The 12,481-nt window shown below is 71.1% G+C and carries 11 protein-coding genes; 10 read left to right on the forward strand and 1 reads right to left on the reverse strand.

What is annotated here, in order from left to right; translation table 11 throughout:
• Positions 1-97 precede the first annotated feature (97 nt).
• Positions 98-1,144 (reverse strand): class I SAM-dependent methyltransferase, encoded by a 1,047-nt coding sequence (locus IEY81_RS22655; protein ID WP_189120767.1) that lies wholly within the window; start codon positions 1,142-1,144, stop codon positions 98-100.
• A gap of 194 nt (positions 1,145-1,338) precedes the next feature.
• Here IEY81_RS22655 and IEY81_RS22660 point away from each other — a divergent pair, with 194 nt between their 5' ends.
• From IEY81_RS22660 to IEY81_RS22705, 10 genes are all read left to right on the forward strand, one after another.
• Positions 1,339-1,677 (forward strand): P-II family nitrogen regulator, encoded by a 339-nt coding sequence (locus tag IEY81_RS22660; protein ID WP_189120768.1) that lies wholly within the window; start codon positions 1,339-1,341, stop codon positions 1,675-1,677.
• Between the two features lie 84 nt (positions 1,678-1,761).
• Positions 1,762-2,100 (forward strand): P-II family nitrogen regulator, encoded by a 339-nt coding sequence (locus tag IEY81_RS22665; RefSeq protein WP_141792649.1) that lies wholly within the window; start codon positions 1,762-1,764, stop codon positions 2,098-2,100.
• Between the two features lie 22 nt (positions 2,101-2,122).
• Positions 2,123-4,345, forward strand: coding sequence for a [protein-PII] uridylyltransferase (locus IEY81_RS22670; protein WP_189120769.1), 2,223 nt, complete (start codon positions 2,123-2,125; stop codon positions 4,343-4,345).
• A gap of 194 nt (positions 4,346-4,539) precedes the next feature.
• A complete protein-coding gene (ffh, locus tag IEY81_RS22675) occupies positions 4,540-6,096 on the forward strand; it encodes a signal recognition particle protein (RefSeq protein WP_189120770.1) in 1,557 nt (518 codons plus the stop codon).
• Between the two features lie 12 nt (positions 6,097-6,108).
• Positions 6,109-6,471 (forward strand): hypothetical protein, encoded by a 363-nt coding sequence (locus IEY81_RS22680; RefSeq protein WP_189120771.1) that lies wholly within the window; start codon positions 6,109-6,111, stop codon positions 6,469-6,471.
• 132 nt (positions 6,472-6,603) lie between these two features.
• Positions 6,604-8,634 (forward strand): glycoside hydrolase family 3 protein, encoded by a 2,031-nt coding sequence (locus IEY81_RS22685; RefSeq protein ID WP_189120772.1) that lies wholly within the window; start codon positions 6,604-6,606, stop codon positions 8,632-8,634.
• An 81-nt stretch (positions 8,635-8,715) separates the two neighbouring features.
• On the forward strand, positions 8,716-10,443 hold the full coding sequence (locus IEY81_RS22690) for an FHA domain-containing protein (protein ID WP_189120773.1): 1,728 nt from the start codon (positions 8,716-8,718) through the stop codon (positions 10,441-10,443).
• 31 nt (positions 10,444-10,474) lie between these two features.
• Positions 10,475-11,548, forward strand: coding sequence for an amidohydrolase family protein (locus IEY81_RS22695; RefSeq protein ID WP_189120774.1), 1,074 nt, complete (start codon positions 10,475-10,477; stop codon positions 11,546-11,548).
• 173 nt (positions 11,549-11,721) lie between these two features.
• A complete protein-coding gene (gene rpsP / locus IEY81_RS22700) occupies positions 11,722-12,192 on the forward strand; it encodes a 30S ribosomal protein S16 (RefSeq protein ID WP_189120775.1) in 471 nt (156 codons plus the stop codon).
• 5 nt (positions 12,193-12,197) lie between these two features.
• The gene (locus IEY81_RS22705) at positions 12,198-12,440 is read left to right on the forward strand and encodes an RNA-binding protein (protein WP_091049713.1); all 243 of its coding nucleotides are present in this window, start codon (positions 12,198-12,200) and stop codon (positions 12,438-12,440) included.
• Positions 12,441-12,481 lie beyond the last annotated feature (41 nt).

The raw sequence follows: 12,481 nt of genomic DNA on the forward strand, positions 1-12,481 counted from the left end.
GGGCAGTTGCGCCGACTCGGCGCCCGTACGTGGGGCAGTTGCGCCGACTCGGCGGTGAGATCTGGGGCAGATGCGCCGGGTCGGCGAGAGCCGGGGGTCAGCGGCGGGTGGCGCGGCGGAGGCGGCGTACGACGCGGCGGGCGAAGTTCCGCAGCGGGTGGCGGTTGGCGTAGGTGAGCTCGGACTCGAGGCGGGAGACCTTGCCGCGGAGGCGCTCGATGCGCTCGCGGCGGCGGCCGTTGACCTCGCGGGCGTCGCGCAGCTGCTTGGAGAGGGCACCGACGCGAGCCTGGGCGGAGTTGGCGGAGGCCTGGATGCCGAGGATGTGGTCGCGGGTGGCGAGGCGGGAGCGGATGAGCTCCTCGTAGCGCGCGGTGTGGTCGTCGCGGAGGCGGACCTCCTCGGCGGGTGCGGCCTCGACGAGCGCGGGCGGGGCCGGCGGGAGCTCGCCGTCGGCGAGAGGGCGGGCGGCGAGCTGGAACTGGTAGACCAGCGCGTCGGGCTGCCTGCGCGTCCACTCGACGACACCCTCGGGGAGCCGGACGGGGTCGACCGCGACCTCGACGTTGAGCGGGTCGGCGGTGGTGCCGCGCAGGTCTTCGACCGCATAGCCCGCCTCGGCGAAGAGGTCGAGGAGCCCCTCGCGGGAGTAGAACCGGATGTGGGTGCGGTCGAGAAGGCCGGTGTCGGTGGTCTGCCAGCGGCCCTGGAGGAGGGCGAGGCGTACGGAGCCGTGGGTGACGTTGGGGATCGAGACGACCACGCGGCCGCCGGGGGCGAGCAACGAGCGGGCCTGCTCGAGCGCGGCGCGCGGGTCGAGGAGGTGCTCGAGCACGTCGGCGAAGATCACCACGTCGTAGGCGCCCGGCTCGGCGAGCTCGGTCAGCGGCGTGGAGTCGAGGTCGGCCACGATCACCCGCTCCAGCACCTTCTCGGCCAGCGCCGCCGCCTCGGGGTCGATCTCGATGCCGGTGACGGTGCAGCCGCGCTCGGTCAGGATCCGGCCGACCTCGCCGGTCCAGCAGCCGACGTCGAGGACCCGCTTCACCTCGCCCGAGGGGCCAGCCGACCCAGCCAGGTCGAGGACCTGCACGTGGCTGGTGTTGGGGTGATCGAGGTCGATCTCGACGGCGTAGTGCGACATGCGACGAGAGTAGCGACCTTTCGGGGTGCCGCGCGGGTCCGGCGCGGCCGATTTGCGGGCAGTTTCGACGCTTCTGCGACGTGGGGGGAAATGCTCTGTTACACAGTGGAAACAGAGGCTTCGGGGTGTCGAAACGTCCCCGGGCGAAGGTGACGGCCAAGATGGCAGGACAAGACCTCTGGAGGCGCCCTCTCGTGAAGCTCGTGACCGCAGTGATCAAACCCCACAAGTGGGAGGACGTACGTGAGGCCCTCGAGACCTTCGGCGTCACCGGGATGACGGTCTCGGAGGTCTCCGGCTACGGCCGGCAGAAGGGCCACACCGAGGTGTACCGCGGTGCGGAGTACGACATCGCGCTGGTGCCGAAGATCCGCATCGAGATCGTGGTCGAGGACGACGACGCCACCGACGTGGTCGGCATCGTCGTGAAGTCCGCGCAGACCGGCCGCATCGGTGACGGGAAGGTCTGGCTCACCCCGATCGAGTCGGTCGTCCGGGTCCGCACCGGCGCTCGTGACGCCGAGGCGCTCTGAGAATGGTCACCGCCGAGCGGTCGGCGCGGGCCCATTAGGCTTCGTCCGAGTGTCGGTCCACCGAATCCCACCCGGAGGAGAGAAATGAAGCTCGTCACCGCAGTGATCAAACCCCACAAGTGGGAGGACGTCCGCGTCGCCCTCGAAGCTGTCGGTGTCACCGGCATGACCGTCTCCGAGGTCTCCGGATACGGGCGTCAGAAGGGTCACACGGAGGTCTACCGGGGTGCGGAGTACGACGTCGCCCTGGTGCCGAAGATCCGCATCGAGATCGCCGTGCCCGACGAGGAGGTCGAGTCGGTCGTCACCGCCATCGAGACCTCGGCCAAGACCGAGCGCATCGGCGACGGCAAGGTCTGGGTCTCCCCGCTGGAGACCATCGTGCGGGTACGCACCGGCGACCGCGACGACGCCGCGATCTGATCTGACGAGGTGAGCTGCCGGCGTGACCGCTGAGGGCCGGGCGGAGCGCACGGCGGACGCCGACGACCAGTGCGCCAAGGCGTACGCAGCGGCGGGCGGCCCCGAGATCGGGGTCGCCCTCGTCGCGGTCGGCGGTTACGGGCGCGGGGAGCTCGCGCCCTTCTCCGACTGGGACGTCGTCCTGGTCCACGATGACGACGTCTCGCCCGGCGCGGTGGCCGAGCAGGTCTGGTATCCGCTCTGGGACGCAGCGCCCAGGCTCGACCACTCGGTGCGGTCCTTTACCGAGATGCTCTCGGCCTCGACCGGTGACCTGCGGGTCGCCCTCGGTCTGCTCGACGTCCGCCACCTGGCCGGCGACCGCGGTCTGGTGCTGCGGCTGCGCACGACGATCCTGGCCCACTGGCGCAAGCACGCCCGCTCGCTGCTGCCCGAGCTGCGGACGATGAGCGTCGAGCGCCACCGCCGCGCCGGTGAGCTCGCACACGCCTCGGTGCCGGACCTGAAGGAGATGTACGGCGGGCTGCGCGACGCCGTGGTGATCAAGGCGATCGTGGCGACCTGGCTGGTCGACGTGCCCGCGGTCGATCTGGAGAAGTCGCGGCGCGCGATGCTCGACGTGCGCGACCTGGTGCACGAGATCGCCGGGCGGGCCGGCGACCGGGTGGTGCCGGAGATGTGGGAGCAGCTCGCCGAACGGCTCGAGCTGCCCGACGCCCGCACCGCCCAGGCCCACGTACGCACCATCGGCCGCCGTCTCACCCACCTGTCCCGCCTGGCCTGGCGCCGGGTGGACGGGGTGCTGGAGCGTTCGCGCCCCGGAGCGCCGCGGCGCCCGAAGCTCACCCCGCTCGGTGGCGGTCTCGCGCTCGCCTCTGGCGAGGTGGTGCTGGTGCCGGGCGCGCGACCGGCGCGCGACCCGTTGATGCTGCTGCGCGCCTCGGCGCTGGCGGCCGAGAACGGCGTCGCGCTCGCGCCACCGACCGCCGCGCGGCTGGCCCGGGACACCCCGCGGCTGAGCGAGCCCTGGCCGGAGGAGGCCCGCCGGCTCTTCGTACGTCTGCTGGGCGCCGGGCGTGGGCTGCTCGCGGTGTGGGAGACGCTGGAAGAGACCGGCGCGGTCTCCCGGATCCTGCCGGAGTGGGAGCGGATCCGGCTGCTGCCGCACGCCTCGATCATCCACCGGTTCACCGTCGACCGGCACACCATCGAGACCTGCATCGAGGCGGTCGCGCTGCTGCCGCGCGTGGCCCGTCCCGACGTCCTGCTGGTCGCGGCGCTGCTCCACGACATCGGCAAGGGCTCGCTGACCGAGCACAGCGTCGCCGGTGAGCCGATCGCCCGCCGGGTCGCCACCCGGATGGGCTTCCCCGACGACGAGGTCGCACTCATCTCGAAGCTCGTGCGCTGGCACCTGCTGCTCTCGACCACCGCGACCACCCGCGACCCCGACGACCCGGCGACCGTCGACCTCGTGGTGGACACGATGGGCGATGCCGAGGCGCTCGCGCTGCTCACCGCGCTCACCGAGGCCGATGCGCGCGCGACCAGCGCCCAGGCCTGGACTAGCTGGCGGTCCCGGCTGATCCGCGACCTGGCCGGCCGGGCCGCGCGGGTGCTCGACACCGGCATCGCCGCGGGGGAGCGGCCGCAGGCCGAGGTGGAGATCCCGGAGGGCGTACGTTCCGGATCGGCCTCCGTCCGCGCCGACTTCCGTGCCGAGCCGCTCGCCGACGGCGCCCGGGTGCGGGTGATCGCGCCCGACCGGCTCGGCCTGCTCGCCGACCTGGCCGCGACCTTCGCCGTGGCGCGGCTGCCCGTCCGGGCCTGCCGTGTCTGGCAGCAGGAGGGTTTCGCGGTCAGCGTCTGGGATCTCGACGACTCCTACGTGGACGCCGCGGTGCTGCGTACCCGGTTCGCGGCCGTCACCGAGGGCCGCCTCGACCCGGCCAGCCGGCTGGCCCCGAGCGCGGCCGAGCGCAAGAGCGAGCCGTCGGTCGAAGTACGTCCCGAGGCCTCCGACAAGGCGACGGTCCTGGAGGTGCGCACGACCGACCGTCCCGGGGTCGTGTACACCGTCGCCGCCGCGCTCGTGCGGATGGAGATCGCGGTGCGCTCCGCCCACATCTCCACCCTCGGCCCGCAGGCCGTCGACGTGTTCTACCTGCAGGAGGCCCACGCCGGTGCTCTCGCCGAGCAGCGGGCTGCCGAGGCGGCTCACGCGGTGCGCGCGGCGCTGGAGTAACACGTGTCTCAAGCGCCCCATGCGCCCCATGAATACCCGGTTGACCGGGTATTCATGGACTTGACGGGCACTGAAACACCCGTCAAGTCCATGAAGTGCCCGTCAAGTAGGCCACGAGCCCACTGCAGATGACGCGCGGGATGGGTGTGTTCGTTAGGCTAAGAGGCACATCTCGCAACTGCTGAAGGACCGCTTTGTTCGCCACGCTCTCCGACCGGCTCGCCACGACGTTCAAGAACATCCGGGGCAAGGGCCGCCTCACCGATGCCGACATCGATGCCACCGCTCGCGAGATCCGGATCGCGCTGCTCGAGGCCGACGTCGCGCTGCCGGTGGTGCGCGAGTTCGTCTCCCGCATCAAGGAGCGAGCGCGCGGCGAGGAGGTCAGCCAGGCGCTGAACCCCGCCCAGCAGATCGTCAAGATCGTCAACGAAGAGCTGGTCACGATCCTCGGTGGGGAGACCCGCCGGCTGCGCTACGCCAAGAACGGCCCGACCGTCATCATGCTCGCCGGTCTGCAGGGTGCCGGTAAGACCACCCTGGCGGCCAAGCTCGCGCTGTGGCTCAAGGAGCAGGGCAAGGCGCCGATGCTGGTGGCCGCCGACCTGCAGCGTCCCAACGCGGTCAACCAGCTCCAGGTCAACGGTGAGCGCGTCAACGTCCCGGTCTTCGCGCCCGAGCCGGGCAACGGCGTCGGCAATCCGGTCGAGGTCGCCCGGGACGCGATCGAGGAGGCCAAGCGCAAGCTCCACGACGTGGTGATCGTCGACACCGCCGGTCGTCTCGGCATCGACGAGGAGCTGATGAAGCAGGCCGCCGACATCAAGGCGGCGGTCAACCCCGACGAGGTCCTCTTCGTCGTCGACGCGATGATCGGTCAGGACGCGGTCAAGACCGCCCAGGCCTTCCTTGACGGCGTCGGCTACGACGGCGTGGTCCTCACCAAGCTCGACGGTGACGCCCGCGGTGGTGCGGCGCTCTCCATCGTCCAGATCACCGGCAAGCCGGTCATGTTCGCCTCCAACGGCGAGAAGATGACCGACTTCGACCTGTTCCACCCCGACCGGATGGCCGGCCGCATCCTCGACATGGGTGACATGCTCACCCTGATCGAGCAGGCCGAGAAGACCTTCGACCAGCAGCAGGCCCAGCAGGACGCGGCCAAGATCGCGACCGGCGAGTTCACGCTCGAGGACTTCCTCAAGCAGATGCAGCAGCTGCGCAAGCTCGGCTCGATGTCGAAGCTGATGGGGATGCTGCCCGGCATGGGCCAGTTCCGCGAGCAGCTCGACAACTTCGACGAGCGCGAGATCGACCGGATCCAGGCGATCATCCAGTCGATGACCCCCGCCGAGCGGGCCAACCCCAAGATCCTCGACGGCTCCCGCCGCGCCCGCATCGCGAAGGGCGCGGGCCGCCAGGTCTCCGACGTCAACCAGCTCATCCAGCGCTTCACCGAGGCGTCGAAGATGATGAAGCAGCTCGCCAACGGCGGCGGCATGCCGGGGATGCCGGGCATGCCCGGTGTGGGCAAGCGGGGTGGCGCCAAGCAGGCTCCGCAGAAGAAGAAGGGCAAGGGCGCGCGCAAGTCCGGAAACCCGGCCAAGGCCGCCCAGCAGGCCAAGGCCGCAGCCGAGAAGAAGCCGGCCGCAGCCAACCCGTTCGGGGTGCCCGGTGGCGAGGAGATCGACTACGAGAAGGCGGCCGCCGACCTCAACCTGCCGGCCGACTTCTCCAAGTTCCTCAAGTAGGGCCCGGCCCCGGTGGCGACGGTCCTGGTCGTCGACGGCGCCAACGTCGTCGGTGCCCGGCCCGACGGCTGGTGGAAGGACCGCGCCGGTGCCGCGCGCCGGCTCCACGAGGCGCTGCTCGTGGCCGACCTCCCGCACGACCACATCGTGCTGGTCCTGGAGGGCCAGGCCAAAGGCGGCGTACGCCCCGGCAGGGACGCCCACGTGCTCACCGTCCACGCGCCGAAGGACGGCGATGCCGCGATCGTCGAGGCCGTGCGGCAGGCGGTGGCGAAGGGTGACCGGGTCACGCTGGTCACCGCCGACCGGATGCTCCAGGCCCGCTGCGGCGGCGCCACGGCGCTGGGTCCGACCTGGTTGCTTGACCAGATCTGAGGAAATCGCGGGGTTACGCGTCCGTAGGCATTGACCTCCCGATGTGATCCAGGTCACGCTCGGGAGCGCTCTCACGAGCCCTGGCGCCTCACCGCCGAGGTGTCGGCAGATCATTCTCAGGAGGCCTGTCCCGTGCGATCACACAGACAGCGCGGCGCGATCGGCGGAGCCTCGGCTCTCGCCGGCCTGCTCTGCGCCTCGCTCCTCGCCACGCCCGCGTCCACCGCCGCGCCCATTCAAACCAACACAGCCGTCACCGCCACCCAGTCCGCGGCCGGCGTCGCAGCCAAGCGCCCGTCGCGCCCGATGCCTTATCAGAACCCTCACCTGCCCACGAAGAAGCGGGTCAAGGACCTGCTCGGTCGGATGACGCTGGCCGAGAAGGTCGGCCAGATGGCCCAGGCCGAGCGCGCCGACGTCGCCGGCGACCCCAGCCAGATCGCCGAGCTCGGACTCGGCAGCGTGCTCTCCGGCGGCGGCTCCACCCCGGCCGAGAACACCCCGGAGGCCTGGGCCGACACGGTCGACGCCTTCCAGGAACAGGCGCTCTCGACCCGGCTCGGCATCCCGCTGCTCTACGGCGTCGACTCCGTCCACGGTCACGGCAACCTGATGGGCGCGACCGTCTTCCCGCACAACATCGGTCTCGGTGCGACCCGCGACCCGAAGCTCGCCGAGCGGATCGGCCACATCACCGCCGAGGAGACCCGCGCCTCCGGGCCGCAGTGGAACTTCTCGCCGTGCGTCTGCGTCGCGCGGGACGACCGGTGGGGGAGGACGTACGAGTCCTTCGGGGAGCACCCGAAGCTCGCCGCCGAGATGTCCCGGATGATCAGGGGGCTCCAGGGCCACCACGGCCAGTTCGACCGTCCCGACCGCGTGCTCGCCACCGCCAAGCACTTCGCCGGCGACGGCTTCACCGTCTTCGGCACCGGGGAGGGCGACTACACCGTCGACCAGGGGATCACCCAGGCCTCGCGCTCGGAGTTCGCCGAGCTGGCCCTCTCGCCGTACGGCAGCGCGATCAAGAAGCACGACGTCGGCTCGGTGATGCCGTCCTTCTCCAGCGTCGACTGGACCGAGGACGGCCTCGGCAACCCGGTCAAGATGCACGCCCACGAGGAGCTGGTGACCGGCTGGCTGAAGCAGAAGCAGGGTTTCGACGGCCTGGTGATCTCCGACTGGCGGGCGATCCATCAGATCCCCGGGACGTACGCCGAGCAGGTGGCCGCCTCGGTCAACGCCGGTGTCGACATGTTCATGGAGCCGTTCTCCGGCGACACGGTCGGCTATCCGCAGTTCATCGAGACGCTGACCGCGGCGGTCGAGGACGGCACGGTGCCGATGGCCCGCATCAACGACGCCGTCGCTCGCATCCTGACCGCGAAGTTCGAGCTCGGCCTCTTCGAGAAGCCGTTCACCGACCGGCGCAACATCGACGACATCGGCAGCCCCGCTCACCGTCGCGTCGCCCGCGAGGCGGTCGCCAAGTCGCAGGTCCTGCTGAAGAACTCGCGTCACACGCTGCCGCTCTCGGGTCGCGACGACGTCTACGTCGCGGGCAGCAAGGCCGACAGCATCGGCGACCAGGCCGGCGGCTGGACGATCACCTGGCAGGGCAACTCGACCCACCAGATCCCCGGCGAAACGATCCTCGACGGCATCAAGTCGGCGGCCCGTGGCGAGGTGACCCACTCGCCCGACGCCTCCGCCCCGGTCCCCGCCGGGGCGCACGGTGTCGTGGTCGTCGGCGAGCACCCGTACGCGGAGGGCTTCGGTGACGTCGGTGGTCCGCGATGGGGCTACGACCCGGGAGAGAACGGTGTGTTGCGGCCGCCGCTCACGATGCACCTCAGCGACGCCGACACCGAGGCGATCGAGACGGTCTGCGCGGCCGCGGCGACCTGCACGGTGCTGGTCGTCTCCGGGCGCCCGCTGATCATCCCACCGCAGCTGCTCCGCCAGATCGACGCGCTGGTGGCCTCGTGGCTGCCGGGCAGCGAGGGCAAGGGTGTGGCCGACGTGCTCTTCGGCAAGCGAGGGTTCACCGGGAAGCTCCCGGTCACCTGGCCGCGCTCGATCGAGCAGGAGCCGATCAACATCGGCGATTCCGACTACGACCCGCTGTTTGCGTACGGATACGGCCTGAGGACCCGCCGCTGAGGGAAAATGGCCCGGTCCGAGTTCGACGACTCCTGGGGGTCGCGACACTTGGATCGGGCCATTTCAGGGCATGATCTGTCCATGCAGTCGCTTCGCGTAGACGTATCGGGACGTGCGCTCAGCTTCCCGCCCGACAAGATCGTCCGGATCGGACGCTCGATCGACGCCGACGTCGTGCTCTCCTCGACGTCGGTCTCGAGAGCGCATGCCGAGCTGCGCCCGGATCCTGCCGGGTGGAAGCTGGTCGACGTCGGCTCCGCCGGCGGGACGTACGTCGCGGGCGACCGCGTCACCGAGGTGCCGCTGAGCGGGGCGACCGAGATCCAGTTCGGCCCGGCAGGGCCAGGCACCACGATCACGGTCACGCTCGACGACACGTCGGTGGCCGCGGACGCTCCGCGTGCCCAGGCTCCGGCGCCGCCTCCGCCCCCGGCCACCTCGGCCGGCACGGCCGCGCCTCCCGCCGGGGCCCCGCAGGCTCCGGCGGCTCCGGTCTCCCCGGCGGCCCCGCCGCCTCCGCCGGCCCACCAGCCGCCCGCACCCCCGGCGCCCGCCCACACCGACATCTCCGAGATGACCATCGCCCCGGGGATGGCGCGGCCCTCCGCGCCGGGCCAGCCGCCGGCCCCGCCGACCGGCCCGGACCTGCTGCTGGTGGCCGAGGGCAAGGAGCACCGCTTCCGCCACCCGGTCACAGTGACCATCGGCCGCGCGGCCGACAACTCCGTCGTGCTGGAGGACCAGGGCGTCTCGCGCCAGCACGCCCGGCTGGTCGCCAAGCCCGGCGGCTGGACCTTCGAGAACGCCTCCCAGACCGGCTCCTTCCTCAAGGGGAAGCCGCTGGCCCGTGAGGAGATCGACGAGGAGACCGAGATCCGCCTCGGCCACCCGGTCGCCGGCGAGATCCTCAAGGTCATCCCGATCTACGCCGCCGAGGTCGAGGTCGCCCGCGCCGCCGCCAAGCGCCGCAACAAGCTCCTGCTCTGGGGCGGCATCGGTGCCGCGGCCGCGGTCGTTGTCATCGGCCTGGTGATCGCCATGTTCGTGGTGCCCGGCGGCGACTCGGTCGCCCAGGACACCGGCCTGACCAAGGAAGAGCTCAACCGCGCCCAGAGCGCCACCGTCTGGATCACCTACGCGCCGACGCAGGACACCATCGCGATGGGCTCGGGGTCGATCGTCAGCAAGGACGGCAAGATCCTGACCAACGCCCATGTCGCCGACCCCGCCAAGATCCCGGAGTACGCCGCCAAGGGCGAGGTCTCGCCCGAGTACGTCAACATCCACATGACCGACCCGGCCGAGGAGTACAAGGTCGGCGAGCCCGACTACGTCGCCAAGGTGGTCGAGTCCGACGGCGAGGTCGACAGCGCGGTCGTGCAGATCGTCGCCGACGGCAACGGCGACCGGGTCGACCCGGCCTCGCTGAACCTGCCCACGATCTCGCTCGGCGACTCCGACGCGGTCGAGCGCGGCGACTTCATCGCCACCATCGGTTTCCCGATGCTGCCGAAGAGCAGCTTCGCCGACAAGAAGGGCGTCCTCTTCCAGCCGCCGACGGTCGCTCAGGGCAACGTGGCGACCATCCTCTCCTTCGAGGGCGAGGAGCGGGCCGTCTTCGACGTCACCGCCCGGATCTCCTCCGGCAACTCCGGTGGCGCCGCGGTCAACGACGACGGCGAGCTCGTCGGCGTACCGACCTCCATCGGATGGGACGAGAGCAACGTCGTGACCGGCCAGGTCATCCCGCTGGCCCAGCACGTACCGATCCTCGAGGCGGCCGGCGTGAGGGTGCCGTCGGGCAAGTGACCGGGCCGGTTGCGGTAGTAGCCTGCGTCACATGACTGCCCTGCGCTTCTCCGGCCCGGTCCTTCCCGATGGAGAGGTCCGGGACCTGTACGTCCTCGACGGCCGCGTCACCTACGAGCGGCCGTCGGGGGCGGAGACCGGCGCGTCCGGCTGGATCGTGCCGGGGCTCGTCGACGCCCACTGCCACATCGGGCTCGGCCCCGACGGCGCCGTCGACGAGGAGACCGCCGAGGCGCAGGCCCTCGCCGACCGCGATGCCGGCGCGCTGCTCCTGCGCGACGCCGGTTCGGCGGCCGACACCCGCTGGGTCCAGACCCGCGAGGACCTGCCCCGGCTGATCCGCGCCGGCCGCCACATCGGCCGCACGAAGCGCTACATGCGCAACTACGCCGACGAGGTCGAGCCCGAGGGCCTGGTCGAGGCCGTCGAGCGGCAGGCACGCTCCGGTGACGGCTGGGTCAAGCTCGTCGGCGACTGGATCGACCGGGCCGAGGGTGACCTGAAGCCGTCCTTCCCGGCCGAGTCGTTCGCCGAGGCGATCAAGGTGGCCCACGACAACGACGCCCGGGTCACGGCGCACTGCTTCGGCCACGAGGTGCTGCCCGGGCTGATCGAGGCCGGCATCGACTGCATCGAGCACGGCACCGGCCTGACCCCCGACCTCGTCGAGGCGATGGCCGAGCAGGGCACCGCCCTGGTCCCCACCGTGGCCCAGCTGGAGATCTTCCCGGGACTGGCGGCCGCCGCGGAGCCGAAGTTCCCGACGTACGCCGCCACCATGGAGGACCTCTACGCCCGTCGCCGCGAGACGATCATGAGCGCCTACGAGGCAGGGGTGGCGCTCTACGCGGGCTCCGACGGAGCGGGCGACCAGCTCCACGGCGTACTCCCCACCGAGGTCCTCGCGATGCACGAGCTCGGCCTGCCCGCCGACGTCGTCCTCGGCGCCGCCTCCTGGCGCGGCCGCGAGTGGCTCGGCTGGAACCCCGGGCTCGCCGAGGGCGATCCGGCCGACTTCGTCGTCTACGACACCAACCCGCTCGAGGACCTCACCGTCCTGGGACGCCCGGCCGCCGTCGTGCTCCGTGGGAAGGTCTACGCCTGAACCGGTTGAGATTTCGCCGGTGCCGGGGACCTCTGGCAAACTGAGGAGCGTGTCCTGTGCGCAGGGACCCTCTCACCCGGCGCAACAGTGCCCGCCGAAGCTGCCTGACGGGTGTCCCCACACCGACACGGGCCTCTTCACCCATATTCGATTCCAAAGGAATACCACCAACAGTGGCTGTCAAGATCCGCTTGAAGCGCCTGGGCAAGATCCGGGTTCCGCAGTACCGCATCGTCGTCGTCGACTCGCGCAAGAAGCGCGACGGCGCCGTCATCGAGGAGATCGGTCTCTACCGTCCCAAGGAGGAGCCGAGCTTCATCCAGGTCGACTCCGAGCGCGCCCAGTACTGGCTCGGCGTCGGCGCCCAGCCGACCCCGGCTCTCGAGGCGATCCTCAAGGTGACCGGCGACTGGCAGAAGTTCAAGGGCCTCCCGGGCGCCGAGGGCACCCTCAAGGTCGCCCCGCCGAAGCCTGACAAGCTGGAGCTCTTCAACAAGGCTCTGGCCGAGGCGCACGCCTCCGCCGGTTCCGAGGCCGTGACCAAGAAGGCCAAGAAGGACGAGAAGGCTGAGGAGCCCAAGGCCGAGAAGGCCGAGGAGCCCAAGGCTGACGAGACCCCGGCCGCCGCCGAGGCCGAGGCCTGAGCCGCATGCTCGCCGAAGCTCTCGAGCACCTCGTCCGAGGAGTCGTCGACAACCCGGACGAGGTGAGCGTGCGCGACAAGCAGCTTCGTCGCGGCTCCGTCCTCGAGGTCCGGGTCCACCCCGACGACCTCGGCAAGGTGATCGGCCGCGGCGGCCGCACCGCCACCGCGTTCCGCACGGTCATCGCAGCGCTCGCCGGCAAGGGCGGCGCGCGGATCGACTTCGTCGACGTCGACGGCGGTCGCTGAGCACCGGCCTGCGCCAGCAGCAGACGACGGGCGCCACTCCT

The sequence above is a fragment of the Nocardioides luteus genome (assembly GCF_014648595.1).
GTDB lineage: Bacteria > Actinomycetota > Actinomycetes > Propionibacteriales > Nocardioidaceae > Nocardioides > Nocardioides luteus.

Coding starts and splice junctions, on each gene's coding strand:
- IEY81_RS22655 (WP_189120767.1), bottom strand. CDS start 1,144: ATGTCGCACTACGCCGTCGAGATCGACCTCGATCACCCCAACACCAGC.
- IEY81_RS22695 (WP_189120774.1), top strand. CDS start 10,475: ATGACTGCCCTGCGCTTCTCCGGCCCGGTCCTTCCCGATGGAGAGGTC.
- IEY81_RS22690 (WP_189120773.1), top strand. CDS start 8,716: ATGCAGTCGCTTCGCGTAGACGTATCGGGACGTGCGCTCAGCTTCCCG.
- IEY81_RS22705 (WP_091049713.1), top strand. CDS start 12,198: ATGCTCGCCGAAGCTCTCGAGCACCTCGTCCGAGGAGTCGTCGACAAC.
- IEY81_RS22665 (WP_141792649.1), top strand. CDS start 1,762: ATGAAGCTCGTCACCGCAGTGATCAAACCCCACAAGTGGGAGGACGTC.